At 66.5% G+C, this 20,257-nt stretch carries 13 protein-coding genes; 11 read left to right on the forward strand and 2 right to left on the reverse strand.

Translation table 11 applies throughout. The annotated features are described in order from the left end of the window. Nucleotides 1-38: 38 nt before the first annotated feature. From AC5RWA_RS04865 to atzF, 4 genes are read left to right on the forward strand one after another with little or no spacing between them, the layout of a single operon-like run. A complete protein-coding gene (locus AC5RWA_RS04865; RefSeq protein ID WP_494056761.1) occupies nt 39-914 on the forward strand; it encodes an urea amidolyase associated protein UAAP1 in 876 nt (291 codons plus the stop codon). Continuing rightward, nucleotides 911-1,588 carry an urea amidolyase associated protein UAAP2 gene (locus AC5RWA_RS04870; RefSeq protein ID WP_494056762.1) on the forward strand — a complete coding sequence of 226 codons (678 nt, stop codon included), beginning with the start codon at nt 911-913 and terminating at the stop codon, nt 1,586-1,588. Before AC5RWA_RS04865 ends, AC5RWA_RS04870 begins: the two co-directional genes overlap by 4 nt. After that, nucleotides 1,585-5,346 (forward strand): urea carboxylase, encoded by a 3,762-nt coding sequence (gene uca, locus AC5RWA_RS04875; protein ID WP_494056763.1) that lies wholly within the window; start codon nt 1,585-1,587, stop codon nt 5,344-5,346. Before AC5RWA_RS04870 ends, uca begins: the two co-directional genes overlap by 4 nt. Further along, nucleotides 5,343-7,127, forward strand: coding sequence for an allophanate hydrolase (gene atzF, locus AC5RWA_RS04880; protein ID WP_494056764.1), 1,785 nt, complete (start codon nt 5,343-5,345; stop codon nt 7,125-7,127). The genes uca and atzF overlap by 4 nt, the downstream gene beginning before the upstream one ends. On the opposite strand, the gene AC5RWA_RS04885 is transcribed toward atzF, so the two are convergent. Further along, complete coding sequence (locus AC5RWA_RS04885; RefSeq protein WP_494056765.1) at nt 7,075-7,971, reverse strand: alpha/beta fold hydrolase; 897 nt, start codon at nt 7,969-7,971, stop codon at nt 7,075-7,077. The genes atzF and AC5RWA_RS04885 overlap by 53 nt on opposite strands. Nucleotides 7,972-8,040: 69 nt before the next feature. Here AC5RWA_RS04885 and lysS point away from each other — a divergent pair, with 69 nt between their 5' ends. The 5 genes from lysS to AC5RWA_RS04910 all read left to right on the forward strand — a co-directional run bounded on the left by lysS (nt 8,041) and on the right by AC5RWA_RS04910 (nt 15,715). Then, on the forward strand, nt 8,041-9,579 hold the full coding sequence (gene lysS / locus AC5RWA_RS04890) for a lysine--tRNA ligase (protein ID WP_275730162.1): 1,539 nt from the start codon (nt 8,041-8,043) through the stop codon (nt 9,577-9,579). Between the two features lie 2 nt (nt 9,580-9,581). Further along, nucleotides 9,582-9,773 carry a hypothetical protein gene (locus AC5RWA_RS04895; protein ID WP_494056766.1) on the forward strand — a complete coding sequence of 64 codons (192 nt, stop codon included), beginning with the start codon at nt 9,582-9,584 and terminating at the stop codon, nt 9,771-9,773. 137 nt (nt 9,774-9,910) lie between these two features. Beyond that, entirely contained in the window at nt 9,911-10,246 is a 336-nt protein-coding gene (locus tag AC5RWA_RS04900) for a histone-like nucleoid-structuring protein Lsr2 (protein WP_079596848.1), read from the forward strand. 358 nt (nt 10,247-10,604) lie between these two features. Further along, complete coding sequence (locus AC5RWA_RS04905) at nt 10,605-13,097, forward strand: ATP-dependent Clp protease ATP-binding subunit (RefSeq protein ID WP_079596847.1); 2,493 nt, start codon at nt 10,605-10,607, stop codon at nt 13,095-13,097. 500 nt (nt 13,098-13,597) lie between these two features. Next, nucleotides 13,598-15,715 (forward strand): S9 family peptidase, encoded by a 2,118-nt coding sequence (locus AC5RWA_RS04910; RefSeq protein ID WP_494056767.1) that lies wholly within the window; start codon nt 13,598-13,600, stop codon nt 15,713-15,715. A 385-nt stretch (nt 15,716-16,100) separates the two neighbouring features. On the opposite strand, the gene AC5RWA_RS04915 is transcribed toward AC5RWA_RS04910, so the two are convergent. Further along, nucleotides 16,101-17,576 carry an amino acid permease gene (locus AC5RWA_RS04915; RefSeq protein WP_494056768.1) on the reverse strand — a complete coding sequence of 492 codons (1,476 nt, stop codon included), beginning with the start codon at nt 17,574-17,576 and terminating at the stop codon, nt 16,101-16,103. A 500-nt stretch (nt 17,577-18,076) separates the two neighbouring features. Between AC5RWA_RS04915 and AC5RWA_RS04920 the strand changes: the two genes are divergently transcribed. Continuing rightward, on the forward strand, nt 18,077-18,586 hold the full coding sequence (locus tag AC5RWA_RS04920; protein WP_494056769.1) for an amino-acid N-acetyltransferase: 510 nt from the start codon (nt 18,077-18,079) through the stop codon (nt 18,584-18,586). A 161-nt stretch (nt 18,587-18,747) separates the two neighbouring features. Further along, the gene (locus AC5RWA_RS04925; protein ID WP_494056770.1) at nt 18,748-20,163 is read left to right on the forward strand and encodes an FAD-binding oxidoreductase; all 1,416 of its coding nucleotides are present in this window, start codon (nt 18,748-18,750) and stop codon (nt 20,161-20,163) included. Nucleotides 20,164-20,257: the final 94 nt, after the last annotated feature.

A 20,257-nucleotide genomic window follows, 5' to 3' on the forward strand; every position in this document is an offset into this window, starting at 1 on the left:
AAGCCTTAGAACCCAAGCCTTAGAACAACAGGACTGACATGACACAGACCATCGAAACACCAGCAACCGGCACAGCCACCACCGCCGGCGCCCGTGCCCACGCCCGGGAACAGCACGGCCGGACCGCGGACACCATGCGCTTCGTACCGGCCGCTTCCGCCCCCGCGCGCTTCACTGAGGAACTGCCCGACGGCGTTTTCCCCACCTGGGTCGAGTCCCTGGCCTTCGGCCGGTACACCACCATGACGCTTGCCCGCGGCACCCGCGTCCGGCTCACGGACACCGCCGGTGATGCCTGCGTGCACACCCTCCTGTACCGGGCCGGGGCCCTTCACGAACGCCTCAACACCGCGGACACCGTCAAGGTCCCGTGGCAGGCCTACCCCGGGACGGGCCACCCGCTGCTGTCCGACGCCGGCCGCCTGATGGCCACCATCGTCGCCGATACGTCCAACCGACACGACGCCCTGACCGGCGCCACCACCCTTAGCGGAAACACCGAGCGATACGGCGCCGGAACGGCCCACAGCGCGTCCCCGGCAGCCCGCGAACTCCTCACCCTCGGCGCCTTGAAGACCGGGCTGGGGCTCCGCGACGTGGCACCGTCGCTGACACTCTTCAAGGGCATCAACGTGGACCCCGCCGGCACCATCACGTTCACCGGAAGTGCCGGCCCGGGCGCCGCCGTCGAACTCCTGCTCCAGATGGACGCGGTGCTGGTGCTAGCCAACACCGCCCACCCCCTGGATCCCCGCGAAGGCTTCACCGGAACCGCCGTCGACGTCGTCGCCTGGCACGCGCCGCAGGACCTCGCCGCGCTCGAGGCGGGCACCCTCGCCGGCCCCCTGGCGCCCGAACACCTGCAGGCACTCCGCAATACCGAACACGACCTCACCGCAAGGAACGCCCGATGAACACCGCCACTGACACCAAACCCATCCCGGCCGCGGGCGAAACCGCCCTAGTGCCCGGCGCCGTGGTCCTCGACGAATTCGTGGAAGCCAGAGGCCCTTGGTCAGCGGTCGTGGCAGCCGGCGACGTGCTGACCATCGTGGACCTGGAAGGCAACCAGGCCGTGGACTGCCTGCTGTACGCCGCAGCAGACACATCCGTCCGCTACTCGGCGCCCGTCACCATCGCCCGGCAGCAGTCGATCGTCCTGACCACGGGTTCGGTGCTTCGCGCGGACACCGGGGCTCCGCTGATGACCGTGGTGGCAGACGAAGTGGGCGTGCACGACACCATAGGCGGGGCCTGCTCGCAGGAATCCAATACCCTCCGCTACGGCCAGCACACCCGCGAACAGCACGCCTGCGTTGAAAACTTCCTCATCGAAGGCTCCCGCTGGGGCCTGGGAAAGCGGGACCTGGTGTCCAACATCAACTGGTTCATGAACGTTCCCGTGGACCCGGACGGTGCCCTGGGCATCGTTGACGGACTGTCGGCCCCCGGCAAGCGTGTGGCGCTGCGGGCCGAGGTGGACACCCTGGTCCTCGTCTCCAACTGCCCGCAGGTCAACAACCCCTGCAACGGCTTCAACCCCACCCCAGTCCGCATGATCGTCACCCGGCTGGAGGCAGCGCTGTGAACACTTTCGACACCCTGCTGATCGCCAACCGCGGTGAAATCGCCTGCCGCATCATCGAATCAGCCAAAAAACTCGGACTGCGGACGGTCGCCGTATTCTCCGAGGCAGACCGGGGCGCCCGCCACGTCCGCCTCGCGGACGAAGCGGTGCTCCTCGGCCCGGCGCCTGCCAAGGAGTCCTACCTCCGGGTGGATGCGCTCCTGGCAGCGGCGAAGTCCACCGGGGCAGGAGCGATCCACCCCGGATACGGGTTCCTGTCCGAGGACGCCGCTTTCGCCGAAGCCGTGGAAGCGGCAGGACTGGTCTTTGTTGGCCCCACATCGGAACAGCTGCGCATCTTCGGCACCAAGCACACGGCGCGCGACGCCGCCCGCGCCGCCGGCGTCCCCATGATTGCCGGATCCGGACTGCTGGCGGACGTGGCTGAGGCTGTAGAGGCAAGTGCCGCCATCGGCTTCCCCCTGATGCTCAAGGCCACCGGCGGCGGTGGCGGCATCGGCATGACGGTCTGCCGCACCGAGGCCGAACTGGTGGAGAGCTTCCCCCGGGTTGCCCGCCTGGCGGGGGCCAGCTTCGGCACCGCGGGCGTCTTCGCGGAACGCTACGTCGAAAACGCCCGGCACATCGAAGTCCAGGTTTTCGGCGATGGTGAGGGCCGGGTGGTCAGCCTCGGCGACCGCGACTGCTCCCTGCAGCGCCGCCACCAGAAGGTTCTTGAGGAAGCGCCGGCTCCGGACCTTCCCGAGGAGCTGCGCGAAGAACTGCACCGCAGCTCCCGCGCACTGTGCGCCTCGCTCAACTACCGCTCCGCAGGAACGGTCGAGTTCGTCTACGACTCGTCCCGCCGCGAAGCGTCCTTCCTGGAGGTCAATGCCCGGCTCCAGGTGGAGCACCCCGTCACCGAGGCCGTCACCGGCGTGGACCTCGTGGAGTGGATGCTCCGGCTGGCACAGGGCGGCGCGGAAGCCCAGGGCGTACTCGCCGGCGTCCCGGACTGCCTGCCGGTTTCCGGCAACGCGGTGGAGGCACGCGTGTACGCCGAGGATCCGGCCCGCGGCTTCCAGCCCAGCGCCGGAACCGTCACCAACGCCGCGTACCCCGCTGCGGAGGATGTCCGCGTGGACGCCTGGGTGGAAACCGGCACCGAGGTGTCCACCAACTACGATCCCCTCCTTGGCAAAATCATCACCTCGGCAGCAACGCGTGCTGAGGCCTTCGACCGGCTGGCCGCAGCACTCGCCGGAACCCGGATCGACGGCATCGAAACCAACCTTGGAATGCTCCGCGCCGTGGCGGGACTGGACGTGGTCCGCAGCGTCGAGCACTCCACCAGCACCCTGGACTCCGTGGGCGATCCGGAACCGCGGATCACCGTGGACCGCCCCGGCCTGCAGACCAGCGTGCAGGACTGGCCCGGCAGGACCGGCCTGTGGCAGATCGGCGTCCCGCCGAGCGGCCCCATGGATGACTTGTCCTTCCGGCTCGGCAACACCGCGCTGGGCAACCCCGAAGGCGCTCCCGGCCTGGAATTCACCATGACCGGGCCCAGCCTGACCTTCACCCACGCCACCACCCTCTGCGTCACCGGAGCCGAGGTAACAGTGACGGTTGACGGGACGGAGGTTCCAGCATGGGCGCCGGTGACGGTGCCCGCAGGCGGCACGCTCGACGTCGGCACCGCCGCAGGGCACGGGCTCCGCGGGTACATCCTGTTCCAGGGCGGCCTGGACATTCCGGAGTACCTTGGCAGTGCCTCCACCTTCACGCTCGGGCAGTTCGGCGGACACGCCGGACGCGTCCTCCGCGCCGGTGACGTCCTCCGCACGGTGAAGCCCGCCGCCGGCACCGCAGTAACAGCGCCGGAAACAGCGGTGCCCCTCGACAGCCGGCCCGCCCTGACTTCAACCTGGGAACTGGCCGTGGCGGAAGGCCCGCACGGCGCCCCGGAATTCTTCCAGCGCGAAGACATCGAGGAACTGTACGCCGCCGAGTACGAGGTGCACTTCAACTCCGCCCGCACCGGCGTTCGGCTGACCGGTCCCAAACCCCGCTGGGCAAGGACCGACGGCGGCGAGGCCGGCCTGCACCCGTCCAACATCCACGACACCGCCTACTCCGTGGGCGCCCTCGACTTCACCGGCGACACCCCCATCCTGCTCGGCCCGGACGGCCCCAGCCTGGGCGGTTTCGTCTGCCCCGTCACCGTGGTGACGGCCGACCGCTGGAAGCTCGGCCAGCTCCGGCCGGGGGACAAGGTCCGGTTCGTTCCCATCGAAGTCAGCCAGGCACCGTCCGCCAGGGACCTCGGGCCCGGCCGGCAGCTGGTGCTGCCGGGTGACGCCGGCTGGTCGGCAGAGCTGCCAGGCAACCTGTCAGCGCACCTCTCAACAAAGCCTGCAGCAGCGCCGGCAGGCAGGCGCGCCGGGCGAGGGGACGGCGACGACGGCGTGCTGGGCCGGGTGCCCGAAGGCGCCGGACGGCCGGCAGTCACCTACCGACGCTCCGGCGATGACAACCTGCTCGTGGAATACGGCGAGATGGTCCTGGACCTGGGGCTGCGTGCCAGGGTGCACGCCCTGCACCAGCACCTCGAACAGCTCCGCGTGCCCGGGATTGTGGACCTCACCCCCGGCATCCGCTCCCTCCAGATCAAGGTGGACCCGTCGGTCCTGGCCACCAAGCGGCTGCTGGGCCTCGTCCAGGAGATTGAGGCGGCACTGCCCGCGAGCTCCGAACTGGTAGTTCCCAGCCGCACCGTCCGGCTGCCGCTGTCCTGGGACGATCCGGCAACGCGGGAAGCGATCGAACGCTACATGGCAGGCGTCCGTGATGACGCCCCTTGGTGCCCCTGGAACATCGAGTTCATCCGCCGGATCAACGGACTGGACTCCGTCAACGACGTCTTCGACACCGTCTTCAACGCCGAATACCTGGTCCTGGGCCTCGGGGATGTTTACCTCGGCGCCCCGGTGGCTACGCCGCTGGACCCGCGGCACCGGCTGGTGACCACCAAGTACAACCCTGCCCGCACCTGGACGCCGGAGAACGCGGTGGGCATCGGCGGGGCGTACATGTGCATTTACGGCATGGAAGGCCCGGGCGGCTACCAGTTCGTGGGCCGCACCACCCAGGTGTGGTCGCGCTACGCGGACTCCGCTCCGTTCGAGCCGGGCTCACCCTGGCTGCTGCGCTTCTTCGACCGGATCTCCTGGTACCCGGTCAGCCCGGAGGAACTCCTTGACCTGCGTGCCGACATGGCCGCCGGCAGGGGCCGCGGCGTCGAGATCGAGGAGGGCACCTTCTCCCTGGCCGAGCATGAGCTGTTCCTTGAGGAAAACCGTGAGTCCATCGCGGCATTCCGCGAGACGCAGGGCGCGGCTTTTGCGGTGGAACGGCAGGCATGGGCCGACGCCGGCGAGTTCGACCGCGCGGAGGCGCTGGCCGCCGTCGTGGCCCCCGCGGCAGACGACGTAGTGGTTCCCGACGGCGGGTCCCTCGTGTCCGCGCCGTTTGCTGCGAGCGTCTGGAAGGTTGATGTTGCAGTGGGCGACCGGGTAACCAAGGGCCAGCCGCTGGTTTCCCTCGAGGCCATGAAGATGGAAACGGTGCTGGAAGCGCCCTGCGACGGCGTGGTGCTCCGCGTCCTGCCGGCCGCCGGTTCACAGGTGGTGGCGGGCGAGGCCGTGGTGGTCCTCGGCAGCGATGACCTGGAGCCCGCCGACCTGGATGCCCCGGAACTGGAAGAGGCAGCAGTATGAGCAACCCCACCACCGGTACGGCCACAGCGCGGGTCAAGGCGGCGCTCGCCGCCATTGAAGCAGTGGCCCGCCCCGAAATCTGGATCACCCTCCGCGGTGAGGCGGAGCTGCTGGGAGAAGCAGCTGGCATCGACGCGGCCGTAGCGGGCGGCGCCGACCTGCCGCTCGCCGGGCTCCTGCTGGCCGTCAAGAACAACGTGGACGTGGCGGGCATCCCCACGACGGCGGCGTGCCCCGGTTTCGCCTACGTGCCGGAGAAGGACGCGGACGCGGTGGCCCGGCTTCGGGCTGCCGGCGCACTGGTCCTCGGTGCCACCAACCTGGACCAGTTCGCCACCGGGCTCGTCGGCACGCGCAGCCCGTATGGTGCTGTCCGGGACTCCCGCCGCCCGGAGTTCATCTCCGGCGGCTCCAGCTCCGGCTCCGCGGTGGCAGTGGCGCTGGGCCTGGTGGACATAGCCATCGGTACGGACACTGCAGGATCAGGCCGGGTGCCGGCGGGGCTGCAGGGGATCGTGGGAATCAAGCCGACGCTGCACGTTGTGTCCACCACCGGCGTGGTGCCTGCCTGCCGGTCGTGGGACGCCGTCACCATCTTTGCCCGCCAGCTGTCCACGGCGGAGCTTGCGATGGGGGTGATGGCCGGCGGCGCGCGGACCTGGCCCAGCGATGTCCGGCTGGCAGCACCGGCGACGCCCCGCGTGGCCTACCCCGCCAGCCTGCCCGCCCTTCCGGACTCCTGGGCAGCAGAGTTCGGACGCCAGGTGGACCGGCTCCGCGACTCGGGCGTGGACGTCCGGCCCATCGAATTCGACGCCTTCCTGGACGCGGCGCGGCTGCTGTACGACGGAGCCCTGGTGGCCGAGCGCCATGCCGCGGTGGGCACGTTCATTGAAACGGCCGACGCCGGCACGGACGGGCAGGCGGGCATCGACCCCACGGTGGGTGGAATCATCCGGGCGGCCGGCACGTTGCCCGCCCACCGCTACGTTGCGGACACCGCCAAACTGGAAGAACTGAAACGCAGGGCGATGGCAGGGCTGGAAGCCTTCGACGCCCTGCTGGTGCCCACGGCGCCGTTCCACCCCACGCTGGCCGAGGTGGCCGCCAACCCTGTGGGGGTGAACTCCCTTCTGGGCACCTACACGAACTTCTGCAACCTGTTCGACCTCTGCGCGGTGGCCGTCCCGGCAGGCGTGGTGGAAGGTTCCCAGTTCGGGCTGACAGTGGTGGGCCGGACCTTTGACGACGCAGTCGCCGCTGACATCGCCCGCAGGATCGAAACAACCCCCGCCGCGCCGGAACTCTTTGCTGCCGGCGCAGTACCGGCAGGGACGGCGGCAGCCGGCCAGCCGTCGTCGTCCGTTCCCTGGCCGGTGGCCGGCGGTGCTGTGGCGGTCCCGCTGGTTGTGGTCGGTGCCCACCGGAAGGGCCAGCCGCTGGCTCCGCAGCTGGAGGAACTCGGGGCGGTCTGGGATGGCCCCGTCCGGACGGCCGCCCGCTACCGCATGGTGTCCCTGGACACCATGCCGCCCAAGCCGGGCGTCTACCGGTCCGACGACGGCGCGGAGCTCGTGGGTGAACGGTGGCTTCTGTCGCCTGCGGGGCTGGGCTCGTTCCTGGCGTCCCTTCCCGAACCGATGCTGCTCGGATCCGTGCAGCTCTCCGACGGTTCAACCGCCGTAGGGTTCGCCTGCGACGCCGTGGCCGCCGCTGGCGGCGAGGACATCACGCGCTTTGGTGACTGGCTGGCGGACCGGAAGGAGCTCGTGAGCCCTTGAAATACTCCGAGATATCGGCGACGAGTTCATTGACGGCCGCGGGGATGGAGCCGTGGAAGCCTTTGGGGGAGAGCTCGTAGGTGCTGCCGGGGACGGCGGCGTGCAGCCGCTCCGCCGTGACCTTGTAGTAGCTGGGGCTCTTGCCGCCGGCCATGAAATGGGTCGAGGCGGGCAGCACGCTGAAGTCCCTGGCATGGTCGGCCTCGTTGTAGGCGGCGCGCAGCTCGCCCACGCCGCTGGGCATGACGTCCCGGAACATCCTGTTAATTTTGGTGTTCGAGACCAGGGCCATCAGCCCGGCCAGGACCGGCTCCGGAATCCTGGCCAGGGCAGTGCCGGGGCTGGTGGCCTTCTTCATGTGCGCCAGTGCGTGGCCCACCTTGCCGTTGTTGACGGCGTCCTCGAACCCGTCCAGCCAGGCGGTGTCGATGCTGCCGTCGATGTTCACTGCGGCGTCGTACACCGCGAGCTTGTCCGGCACGTAGGAGGTTCCGGTGAACTCCTGGACGGCGTTCAGGGCAACCGCCCCGCCCAGGCTGTGGCCCAGGATGTTCCGGGCACCCGTGGCATCCAGGACAGCCCGCACGTCGGCGATCTCGGTGGCCATCGAGTAGTCGGCGGGCTGCTCCGACGAGCTGCCGCGGCCCCGGCGGTCATACACGTCCACCGCCCAGCCGTCGCCCAGGCCCTTCGCCAGCGCCACCGAAAACGGCCGGTAGATCAGTGCGGTCAGGAACGCTCCGCCGATCAGCACCACGCGGCGTTCGCCCGGGGCATCAACGGTGCCGTAACTGTATAAGGCCAGCCGGCCGCCGTCGTGCGTTGCAATGACCTGTTCTTTCACCACCCCATCGTAGGCGGGAGCCGGGGGAGCAGTTGCGAAGCCGGGCCAGCCCAACTCCCGGTAAACTTGATGACTGTGACTTCCCAAAACACCCCCGCCCCCAAGAACGCCCCAGAGCCCCTCGATGCCAGCGAGCAGATGCGGATCCGCATGGAGAAGCGCGCCAAGCTGATTGAGCGCGGCTCGGAGGCGTACCCGGTGGGAGTGGAACGGACCCACTCCCTCGCCGAAATCCGTGAAAAGTACGCCCACCTCGAGGCGGACGACACCACGGGCGACATTGTGGGCGTCACCGGCCGCGTGGTCTTCGTCCGCAACACCGGCAAGCTGTGCTTCGCCACGCTCCAGGAGGGCGGCACGGACGGCAAGGGAACCCGGCTGCAGGCCATGCTCAGCCTCGCCAACATCGGCGAGGAAGCGCTCGCTGACTGGAAAGCCCTGGTGGACCTCGGCGACCATGTGTTCATCAAGGGCGAGGTGATTTCCTCCCGCCGCGGCGAACTGTCCATCATGGCCGAATCCTGGACCATGGCATCCAAGGCCCTCCGTCCGCTGCCGGTGCTGCATGCGGAGCTGAACGAGGAAACCCGCGTCCGCCAGCGCTACGTGGACCTGATGGTCCGCGACGAAGCCCGCGAAATGGTCTACACGCGTGCCGCCATCACCCGGTCCATCCGCGAAACGCTCTTCCGCCACAACTATGTCGAGGTGGAAACGCCCATCCTGAACCTGGTCCACGGCGGTGCCCTGGCACGGCCGTTCGAGACCCATATGAACGCCTTCGACCAGAAGATGACCCTGCGCATCGCCACGGAGCTTTACCTCAAGCGTGCCGTGGTGGGCGGCATCGACCGCGTCTACGACATGGGCCGAGTGTTCCGCAACGAGGGCGTGGACTCCACCCACAGCCCCGAATTCACCACCCTGGAGTGCTACGAGGCGTGGGCGGACCAGTTCGTCATGGCTGAACGCATCAAGGAGATCATCCTCGACGCCGCAGACGCCGTGGGTGCGGGCCGCACTATCCAGACGGACGCCGGGGAGATCAACCTCGACGGCGAGTGGGCCTGGCTGGCGGTCTACCCCGGGCTGTCCGACGCCGTTGGGCAGGAAGTCACGCCGGACACTCCGCTTGAGGTGCTTCGCGGAATCGCTGAGAAGCACGACGTCAAGGTCGATCCCAAGTGGGACGCTGAAAAGCTGGTGGTGGAACTCTTCGGCGAAATCGTGGAGCCCACCCTGCTGAACCCCACTTTCGTCTACGATTACCCGCCCTCCGCGCAGCCGCTGGCCCGCCCGCACCGCGAGGACGGCCGGCTCATCGAGGCCTGGGACCTGATCATCGGCGGCATGGAGCGCGGCACCGCCTTCTCGGAGCTGATCGACCCCGTCATCCAGCGCGAACGGCTCACCGAGCAGTCACGCCATGCCGCGGCCGGCGACGACGAGGCCATGCAGCTGGACGAGGACTTCCTGCGCGCGCTTGAGTACGGCGCCCCGCCCATGGGCGGCATCGGCCTCGGAATCGACCGCCTGGTGATGCTCTTCACCGGTGCGGGTATCCGGGAAACCATCCTCTTCCCCCTGTTGAAGCCCGAAGGGCACTGACCATGGAATACGTGGCAGTCCTCCTGCCCTCGCTGGTGGTGGGCCTCATCTTCTGGTTCGCCATGAGGGCAATCTTCAATGCGGACAAGTCCGAGCGCCAGGCGGAGGCCCGGGCCCAGGCTGAAGCGGATGCCCGCGCCGCGCAGCGTCCGGACGTGCCGCCGGCGGACCGTCCGGACCCCGAATCAAAATAGATAAAAACCCCTAATCTCCTGCCTTTATCCCCAAGGAACCATTAGGCGCTTTGACGCGTTGCCATAAAAAGAGTCATACTTTTAAAGGAAACATCCTGCTTTTCTGAAAACCGACCCTTCCAAGAGGAAGACCTTTAATGGCACAGAAAGTAAACATCATCCTCGTTGATGATCTGGATGGGGGATCCGCAGACGAGAATGTAAAGTTTGGCCTCGACGGGGCCAACTACGAGATTGACCTCTCGGCGGCCAATGCCGCTGAACTCCGGTCTTCGCTTGAGCGGTTTATTGCCGCAGCGCGAAAGGCTTCCGGTGGCCGCGCCGCCACCCGCACCAAGGCTGCTCCTTCCGGGGGCCGCAGCCACGATTCAGCACAGATTCGCCAATGGGCGCGGGATAACGGCTACACCGTTAACAGCCGCGGCCGAATTCAGGCCGAAATCCAGGAAGCCTACCAAAAGGCAAATTCCTAGCCGCAGGCCCGGTGCCCGTATTAAGCCCTGCTTCCCCTAACCGGGAAGCAGGGCTTTTTCGGTTCCGGAAACGTTAAAAACCAAGGCGGCCCGCCGTCGTCGTAATTAATCCAAACTTTTGGGGTGGCGGGGGTTAGCCGCGCCTCTTTCGTTCATGCAGGCGTCAACCCGCCGGTTTCATCGTCAAAGGGGCCCTGGTACCCGCAGCAGCCAGTCCGCGAGGCCGGCCCGTACGCGGCAGGGAAGGGTCCTGCCGATATTCCCGCAACCCCTCCGGTTTCCCCTGTGGCGAACACGCTCCACAAGTCCGGGCCCGCCACGTAGCATCAAAGTACGTCGTAGCTAGGAGTGTGGCGAAATGTTTGAGCGATTTACGGACCGTGCCCGTCGCGTAGTTGTGCTTGCCCAAGAAGAGGCACGCATGCTGAACCACAATTACATCGGTACCGAACACATCCTCTTGGGTCTGATCCATGAGGGTGAGGGCGTTGCCGCCAAAGCTCTTGAGTCCTTGAGCATTTCGCTCGACGGCGTTCGCGAGCAGGTGCAGGAGATCATCGGACAGGGCCAGCAGGCGCCGTCCGGCCACATCCCCTTCACCCCCCGTGCCAAGAAGGTACTGGAGCTCTCGCTGCGCGAGGCACTCCAGCTGGGCCACAACTACATCGGCACGGAGCACATCCTGCTCGGCCTCATCCGTGAGGGTGAAGGTGTTGCCGCGCAGGTGCTGGTCAAGCTTGGCGCCGACCTGAACAGGGTCCGCCAGCAGGTTATCCAGCTGCTTTCGGGCTACCAGGGCAAGGAGACCACCGGTGCAGGCGTTGGTTCGGGCCAGCCCGAAGGCGCCCCTGCCGGTTCCGTTGTCCTGGACCAGTTCGGCCGCAACCTGACCCAGGCTGCCCGCGAGAACAAGCTGGACCCGGTCATCGGACGCGAGCAGGAGATGGAACGCGTCATGCAGGTCCTCTCCCGCCGCACCAAGAACAACCCGGTCCTCATTGGCGAGCCCGGCGTCGGCAAGACCGCCGTCGTCGAAGGCCTGGCCCAGGCCATTGTTCGCGGCGACGTACCGGAAACCATCAAGGACAAGCAGCTCTACACGCTGGACCTTGGCTCCCTGGTGGCCGGCTCCCGTTACCGTGGTGACTTCGAAGAGCGCCTGAAGAAGGTCCTCAAGGAGATCCGCACCCGCGGCGACATCATCCTCTTCATTGACGAGATCCACACGCTTGTCGGTGCCGGTGCCGCCGAAGGCGCCATCGATGCTGCATCCATCCTGAAGCCCATGCTGGCCCGCGGTGAGCTGCAGACCATCGGTGCCACCACGCTGGACGAGTACCGCAAGCACATCGAAAAGGACGCTGCCCTGGAGCGCCGCTTCCAGCCGATCCAGGTCAAGGAACCCTCCGTGGCACACGCCATCGAGATCCTGAAGGGCCTGCGTGACCGCTACGAGGCACACCACCGCGTCACGATCACCGACGGCGCCCTGGCCTCCGCTGCCAGCCTCGCCGAGCGCTACATCTCGGACCGGTTCCTGCCGGACAAGGCGATCGACCTGATCGACGAGGCAGGCGCACGGCTGCGCATCCGCCGCATGACGGCTCCGCCGGAGCTGAAGGCCATGGACGAGCGCATCGCCAAGCTGAAGATGGAGAAGGAGTCCGCGATTGACGCGCAGGACTTCGAAGGTGCTGCTGCGCTCCGCGACAAGGAGCAGAAGATGATTTCCGAGCGCTCGGAGAAGGAGCGCCACTGGAAGTCCGGCGGCATGGACGACATCTCCGAGGTGGATGAGGATCTCATCGCCGAGGTGCTGGCCAACTCCACCGGCATCCCCGTTTTCAAGCTGACCGAGGAAGAGTCCTCGCGCCTGCTGAAGATGGAAGACGAACTGCACAAGCGCGTGGTCGGCCAGAACGAGGCCATCAAGGCCCTGTCGCAGGCCATCCGCCGCACCCGTGCAGGGCTTAAGGACCCCAAGCGTCCCGGCGGCTCGTTCATCTTCGCCGGCCCCACCGGCGTCGGCAAGACCGAGCTGGCCAAGGCACTCGCGGAGTTCCTGTTCGGTGAAGAGGATGCCCTCATCACGCTGGACATGTCCGAATACTCGGAGAAGCACACCGTCTCGCGGCTCTTCGGTGCCCCTCCGGGCTACGTGGGCTACGAGGAAGGCGGCCAGCTGACCGAGAAGGTCCGCCGCCGTCCGTTCTCCGTGGTGCTGTTCGACGAAGTTGAGAAGGCCCACGCTGACCTCTTCAACTCGCTGCTGCAGATCCTGGAAGACGGCCGCCTGACCGACTCCCAGGGCCGCGTGGTGGACTTCAAGAACACCGTGATCATCATGACCACGAACCTGGGTACCCGGGACATCTCCAAGAGCGTTGCCACCGGCTTCCAGTCGGGCACCGACACGCAGACCGGCTATAACCGCATGCGTGCCCGTGTGACGGAGGAGCTCAAGCAGCACTTCCGCCCCGAGTTCCTGAACCGTGTTGATGACGTTGTGGTGTTCCCGCAGCTGACCCAGGACGAGATCATCGAGATCGTGGACCTGTTCGTCACCCGCCTGGAGAAGCGCCTCAAGGACAAGGACATGGGCATCGAGCTCACGCCCGCGGCCAAGGTGCTCCTCGCAACCCGGGGCTACGATCCCGCCATGGGTGCCCGGCCGCTGCGCCGCACCATCCAGCGCGAGATCGAGGATCAGCTCTCCGAGAAGATCCTGTTCGGCGAGATCCACGCCGGCGACATCGTCGTAGTGGACGTGGAAGGCGACGGCGACGACGCCAAGTTCACGTTCGCCGGCAATGCCAAGCCGCGCATCCCGGAAATCGCCCCGAGCGTCTAAAGCATCACCGTAAGGCCCCGCCAGCTCCCAGAGCAGGCGGGGCCTTCCGCTTTTAACCCGCACCACCCAAGGTTGAGTCCGCGGGTCCCGTGGCTGGGCCTGGTGCCGTTCCGCGGTTGCGTCCGGTGCCGACCATCAGAGATTTCCCGGCGCCTGCTCGTTCCTCGCTTTGACGGCGCCTACATAAATCCCTGATGCCCGGCACCTCGTGCGTGCCCACCCTCTGCAGGCATTGGATGGCGGCACAAGCGGCTTTGACCCGCATAACCGTTGCTGCCCAGCACCGTTCAAGCGGGGCGAGGCGGCTCTTACAGAAAGCCTCTGATTGCGGATCGTTCCCGAGCACAAGCGCAGGTGCCGGGGTCATTTGTGTAGCTTGCGTCAGAGCGACGGAGGAGCAGCAAGCGGCAAATGACGCCGGGGCCGGAGCGGACCCAGCCACGGAGGCGCATGCACATGACACTTTGTGATGCGGGGCACAGTCGGGTTGAATCAGGGGCATGGCTATCGAGAACCCGGTGATCCCGGACGAGCAACCTTTGACCCCTTTCCATGACCTCGACCATTACCTGTCCATCCCGCGGGTGAGTGGGCTGAGCCTTAGCCCGGACGGCACCCGGCTGGTTACTACCGTGGCCACCCTGAACGGTAAAGGCACCGAGTACGCCACGGCGCTGTGGGAGCTGGACCCCGCGGGGCAGAAGCATGCCCGGCGCATCACGCGGAGCGCCAAGGGCGAAGCGGGTGCCGCCTTCGCTGCCAATGGTGACGTGTATTTCACCTCTGCCCGCCCCGACCCCGAGAACCCCGAAGAGGATCCCGTCAGTGCCCTGTGGCTGCTCCCCGCCGACGGCGGCGAGGCCCGGGTGGTTCTCAGCCGGCCCGGCGGTGTGGGGAGCGTGCTGACGGCAAGGAATGCCGACGCGGCATTCGTCACGGCGGAGATCCTGGCCGGTTCCGCCGATGAGGAAGATGACGCCCGCCGCCGTAAAGCACGCAAGGACAACAAAGTCTCAGCCATCCTGCACAGCGAATACCCCGTGCGGTACTGGGACGCCGACCTTGGCCCCGGCCAGCCCCGGATCTTCGCCGTCGAACCGGGCGAGGATAATGCGTCCGGCAAGCCCGCGACAGTGGATGCCACCGCGCCCCTGGTCCTGCGCAACCTGACGCCCGGCGCCGGTCCCCGGCTGCGGGAGGCGGAGACCGTCACCAGCCCCGACGGCCGGACCATCTTCACGAGCTACACCAAACCCCTCGCTCGGGCGGACAGCCGGTCCATCCTGGTGGCGGTGGACGTCGCTTCCGGCAACCACGAGGTGCTGCTGGACAGAGAAGGCATGAGTTATTTCCCGGGTCCCGTCAGCCCGGACGGCAGGACCCTGCTGGTGGTGAGCGAGAGCGACTCCACCCCGGGACGTGCCCCTGAGGTCAAGCTGCACCTGCTCGACATTTCCGGGAGTGCGGACGGGGCGGGCCTGCAACCCTTGGCCCACGACTGGGACCGTTGGCCCAAACCGGCAGCCTGGTTGCCGGACGGTTCAGCCGTCCTGGTCACCGCGGACGACGACGGCGCGTCGCCGCTTTTCCGGATCAGCGTTCCGGCGGCTGCCGCGGAAGTGAGCGTCACCCGGGTGACGCAGGACGCGGCGGCATACACCGACGTCGTGGTTTCGCCGGAGGGCCGCAGCGCCTACGCCCTCCGCAGCTCATACGAGTTCCCGCCGGAGGCGGTACGCATCAACCTGCAGACCGGGGAAACCACGAGGCTGCCGGCACCTGCGGAGCGGCCCGCCTGTGCGGGCAGGCTTGCGCGCATTGCCGCGACGGCTGCGGACGGTTCCCGCGTCCCCGCCTACCTTGCATTGCCGGAGGGTGCTTCAGCTGAAAGTCCGGCGCCGATGCTGCTCTGGATCCACGGCGGGCCGCTGGGCTCGTGGAACGCCTGGACCTGGCGCTGGAACCCGTGGCTGCTGACGGCCCGGGGCTATGCGGTGCTGCTGCCTGACCCGGCGCTGTCCACGGGCTACGGCCAGGCGTACATCCAGCGCGGCTGGGGCTCCTGGGGCAAGGCGCCTTTTACGGACCTCATGGCGGTGACGGATGCCGCTGTCGGCCGCCCTGACATTGACCCGGAGCGGATTGCGGCCATGGGCGGCTCATTCGGCGGTTACATGGCCAACTGGGTGGCCGGGCAAACGGACCGGTTCAGGGCCATCGTCAGCCATGCCAGCCTCTGGGCCCTCGACCAGTTCGGTCCCACCACGGACGCCTCCCAATACTGGCTGAAGGAAATGACCGGGGAGATGGCCCTGGACAACTCTCCGCACCTGCACGTGGAAAAGATGAGCACCCCCATGCTGGTCATCCACGGGGACAAGGACTACCGGGTGCCCATCGGGGAAGGCCTCCGGCTCTGGTACGAGCTGCTATCCAAATCCCAGCTGGCAGCAGACCAGGACGGCCAGACGCCCCACAGGTTCCTTTACTTCCCCGACGAGAACCACTGGGTCCTCCAGCCACAGCACGCCAAGGTCTGGTACGGCGTCGTAGAGCACTTCCTGGCCCGGCACGTCCTGGACCAGGATCTGCCTCTGCCTGCTGATCTGGGGCTCTAGTTCTTTTCGGCTGAGTCCGGCGGGAAAGCTGCGACATTTACCGCTTGCTGCTCCTTCATCCCCACTGGCCCCCTAGCCTCGCAAGCTCGGCCAGGGAACCCTGCCAGCGTGGGCCCTCACGCAAGCTACGTAAATGTCCCAGCCTTCCCGCCTAGTGCCGGGCATCGCCCCGCCAAGGCGAGAGCCACGTAAGGTCCGCGCCTCCTTCGCCTCTTGCCGCTGTCGCCGGCCAAGGCACGAGCCATGTAAGGTCCGAGCCTCCTTCGCCTCTTGCCGCTGTCGCCGGCCAAGGTACGAGCCACGTGATGTCCCAGCCTCGTGCCGCGCTCAGGACGACGCTACATAATGTCCAGACCTTCTTTTCCTTGCCTCGCGGTTTGTTAAGTTAGGGTGCGTCCACCGTTTCCTGTTCCTCGTCCTGCTCCTTTTTGTGGCCTTTTTGCGCGCGGCCGTACTTGTAGTGGAAGTAGGCGTAGCAGGCTGCCACGAAGGGGATGCCGAAGTAGAGGGCGGTGGCCTGGGTGGGGTCGAAGCCGATGCCTATCAGGGAGATCAGGCACAGGATGAATGCCACGATGGGCAGCAGCGGAAACAGTGGTGCTTTGTAGGCGAGGTCTGCGGTGCGGCCCCCAGATCGGACAAAAGCACGGCGGTGGAAGAAGTGTGATGCCGTGATGGACATCCACACCCCCACGGTGGCGAACCCGGCGATCGACACCAGTACCAGGTACACGGTGGTGGGGGCCACCACGCTGCTCACCAGGGATGCCAGGCCGCCCAGCATGCTGACGCACAGGGCAAGCATAGGAATTCCACGTTTTGTCAGTTTCCCCAGCGCCTTGGGTGCATGTCCTTCATCCGCAAGGGAGAAAAGCATCCGCGCGCAGGAAAACAGGCCGCAGTTTCCCGCGGACAAAAGAGCGGTAATGATCACGAAATTCATGACGTCGGCGGCGTAGGGAATGCCGAGCTGCGAGAAGACGGTGACAAAGGGGCTTGCCTCCAACGAGGCGTCCTCGTAGGGAACAGTGCAGGCAATCACGGTAATGGCGCCAACGAAGAAAATCAGCAGGCGAATAACGGTGGTCCGCATCGCTTTGGGGATGTTGACGGCGGGATTGGCGGTTTCTCCGGCGGCAACGCCAATTAGCTCCGAACCGGAAAACGCGTAAAACACGGCAAGGGTGGTGATGAGGACGCCGGTAATTCCATTGGGAAACAGCCCCTGCGGTGTATTGAGGTTCTCGCCGAGGAAGGGGTAAGGATTTTCCGCCAGCGGGTGGAAGCCAAACAACGCCGCCCCGCCCAGGACGATCAGCCCGATGACTGCGCTTACCTTGATCAGCGCAAACCAGAATTCGGATTCACCGAAGACCCGCGACGAAATCGCATTCAGCGTGAACAGGACCGCGGCAAAAATAAAGCACCAGATCCAGACATCCACCTCCGGAAACCAGCGCTGCATCAAAAGTCCCGCAGCGGTGAATTCAGAGCCAAGGGCAACTGCCCAGCAGAGCCAGTAAAGCCACGCGGTGGCAAACCCGGTAGCGGGACCAATGGACCTCGCCGCGTAGATGTGGAAAGCTCCGGACACAGGATAGGCAACGGCGAGTTCGCCCAGGCAGGCCATGACCATGTAGACCACGGCCGCCCCGATTAGGTACGCGATGATAGCCCCGAGCGGGCCGGCCTGGGCGATCGTGTAGCCGGAGCTAAGGAAGAGGCCGGAACCAATGACACCTCCCATCGCGATCATCACCAGGTGGCGGGCCTCCATGGAGCGCCGTAGGCCTCGTTTCTCGCTGTGCTCCTGGTCGTGCTTTGGTGGGGTGTCGGACAGGGTGGGGGAGCCTAAAGCCATTTTTCCTCCGGGGTGGGCATCATTGCCCATCGGCGTGACGGGGGTAACACCGGAAACACTCCTTGTTCGGCGTCCACCTGCGCAAACGCAACCGCGGCACATCTCAGAACTCTGTGCAGTCACACCCATATCCGACTACTGAGCATAAGCAGAACTTCAACTCAACCGCCTCATGAAGCGTCTGCTGCTCATCTCCGCTCCGGCGCCGGCGCCATTTGCCGCTTGCTGCACCTCCATCCCCGCTGGCCCCCTAACCTCGCAAGCTCGGCCAAGGAACCCTGCCAGCGTGGGCCCTCAGCAAGCTACACAAATGACCCCGGTGCCCTCGCTTGTGCCGCACAAGGTGCAGCCTGGCAGGCATTTGTGTAGGCGCCGTCAAAGCGAGGAACGAGCAGGCGCCGGCAAAGGTCTGGTTGGCGGCACCGACCTGCCCCTCCCGCGGAAACGGGAGTAGGCGTTCGGTTGGCGGGTGGTCGGCTTGATCGAACTAGGATTGGCCTGTGACTGACTCCTTCCATATCCGGCCTGCCCGCACGAGTGATGTGTCCGCCATCAAGAAGCTGGTGGCGCCTTTGGCGGACCAGCGGATCCTGATGGCGAAGGAGACAGTGGCCTACTACGAAAGCCTGCAGGAGTTCCGGATTGCGGAGTCCAGTGACGGCGACGTCATCGGCTGCGGGGCGCTGCACGTCATGTGGGAGGACCTGGCGGAGGTGCGCACCCTGGCGGCCTCTGAGGACTGGCGCGGCAGGGGAGTGGGGCACGTGCTGGTGGAGAGCCTGCTGGACGAAGCCCGCGCCCTGGGTGTGGCACGCGTCTTCTGCCTGACCTTTGAGGTGGACTTCTTCAAGCGCCACGGCTTCGAGGTCATGGCGGACCAGTCTGCGATGGACCCGGAAGTGTACTCCGAGCTCCTCCGCTCGCACGACGAAGGCGTGGCCGAATTCCTGGACCTTGCCCGGGTCAAGCCGAACACATTGGGCAACACCCGCATGATCCGGTTCCTCTAGAACCGCGCGGAACCGGGTCAGGGGCGCGAGCGCGGGGTCGTCCCATCGTGCCTAGTACTGTGCCGGATTATGGATGATTTTTGGGCTCTTCCTATCCATCCATTCGATGGATAAACTGGTTGAGGCTTGCTGGGGAGCAGCCCAACTAGTGAAAGCCAGAAATGCAGAATCTCCCTACCCATACGGCAAAAACCGAACTGCAGCTCCTTGTCCGCGGGCTGGTTTATGCCCCCGGCGACTCTTCCTATGAATCAGAAGCCGCAGCTTTTAATCTCGCCACCCGGCACAGGCCGGACCTGGTCCTGGCCGCAGTCAACGCCGATGACGTCGTGGCTGCGGTCAAGTGGGCTTCTGCCCGCAACATGTCCATTTCCGTCCAGTCCACGGGCCACGGCGCCGCGAACGCCATCACTGACGGCCTCCTTATCAGCACCCGCTACATGCTGGAGCTATCCATCGATCCGGAGGAGCAGTCTGCCCGCGTTGGGGCCGGCATCCGCTGGCGCGACGTCCTCCGCGCGGCTGCACCGCACGGCCTGACCGGCCTGCACGGTTCCACCACCGACGTCGGCGTGGTCGGTTACACCCTTGGCGGCGGGCTGCCGCTCCTGGGCCGCAAATACGGCTTCGCCTCGGACCATGTCCTGGCTTTTGACCTGGTCACGCCCGACGGCGAACTGCGGCGTGTGGACGCCGTCAGCGAGCCGCGGCTGTTCTCCCTGCTTCGCGGCGGCAAGGGCAACTTCGGCATCGTCACCGCAATGGAGTTCTCTCTCTTCCCGGCCGGCCAACTGTATGCCGGCGGCATTTTTTACGACGGTGTGCATGCCAAAGACGTCCTTGCCGGCTTCAGGAGCTGGACGCGGGACCTTCCGCTGGGGGCCTCTGCATCACTGGCCTTCCTGCGGCTGCCGGACATGGAAGAGGTGCCCGCTTTCCTGCGGGGCACGTTTGTGATGCACCTGCGGTTCGCCTGGCAGGGCAGCGAAGCGGAGGGTGCCGCCCTTGTTGCTCCCATGCGGGCCGCCGCGCCGGTTCTGGTGGACGCAGTGGGACCGCTCCCTCATGACAGGGTGGACGAAATCCACGCAGATCCGCAGCATCCCGTCCCCGTGCGCGAAGGCGGCATGCTCCTCAAGGGCTTTGGTCCCGGGCTCGAGGACGTCCTGCTTGACCTTGCCGGCCCGGACAGCCGCGCGCCGCTCCTGCTGACCGAAATCCGCCTGATGGGCGGCGCCCTGGCCGAACCCCTTGCCGGGGCCGCTGCCGGGGCGGATTGTCTGGGCGGCCGCGACGCCGGGCTCTCGTTCTTCACCGTTGGCATCATGGCGCCGCCCATCGCACACCTGGTTCCTGAAGCAATCGAGGCTGCCCGGGCGGCGCTGAAACCCTTCGGCACCGGCGGCACCCTCGTGAACCTGCACGGCCATCTCGCCTCCCCGGACCTTGCCGCCAGTGCCTGGCCCGAAGAATTGCGGGGAAAAATGGCCGCGGCCAAGGCGGAGTTCGATCCAAAGAACCTCTTCCGCCACGGCCATGCCGTCCTCCCTTTGGTCCAGGAAGCCGCGGCGGCCTAGCAGCGTCACATATGGCGGCCATTGGCTTTATTCGAGTTGATGGATAAACTACTCGAGGCCAGGAATGGGGGGCCTCAGGAAAGGGACAGTCATT

It is taken from the genome of Arthrobacter sp. 210 2 (assembly GCF_059093025.1).

Excerpts from the sequence above, each read along its gene's own strand:
- AC5RWA_RS04865 (WP_494056761.1), top strand. The coding sequence starts at position 39 with ATGACACAGACCATCGAAACACCAGCAACCGGCACAGCCACCACCGCC.
- AC5RWA_RS04870 (WP_494056762.1), top strand. The coding sequence starts at position 911 with ATGAACACCGCCACTGACACCAAACCCATCCCGGCCGCGGGCGAAACC.
- atzF (WP_494056764.1), top strand. The coding sequence starts at position 5,343 with ATGAGCAACCCCACCACCGGTACGGCCACAGCGCGGGTCAAGGCGGCG.
- lysS (WP_275730162.1), top strand. The coding sequence starts at position 8,041 with ATGACTGTGACTTCCCAAAACACCCCCGCCCCCAAGAACGCCCCAGAG.
- AC5RWA_RS04895 (WP_494056766.1), top strand. The coding sequence starts at position 9,582 with ATGGAATACGTGGCAGTCCTCCTGCCCTCGCTGGTGGTGGGCCTCATC.
- AC5RWA_RS04900 (WP_079596848.1), top strand. The coding sequence starts at position 9,911 with ATGGCACAGAAAGTAAACATCATCCTCGTTGATGATCTGGATGGGGGA.
- AC5RWA_RS04905 (WP_079596847.1), top strand. The coding sequence starts at position 10,605 with ATGTTTGAGCGATTTACGGACCGTGCCCGTCGCGTAGTTGTGCTTGCC.
- AC5RWA_RS04910 (WP_494056767.1), top strand. The coding sequence starts at position 13,598 with ATGGCTATCGAGAACCCGGTGATCCCGGACGAGCAACCTTTGACCCCT.
- AC5RWA_RS04915 (WP_494056768.1), bottom strand. The coding sequence starts at position 17,576 with ATGGCTTTAGGCTCCCCCACCCTGTCCGACACCCCACCAAAGCACGAC.
- AC5RWA_RS04925 (WP_494056770.1), top strand. The coding sequence starts at position 18,748 with ATGCAGAATCTCCCTACCCATACGGCAAAAACCGAACTGCAGCTCCTT.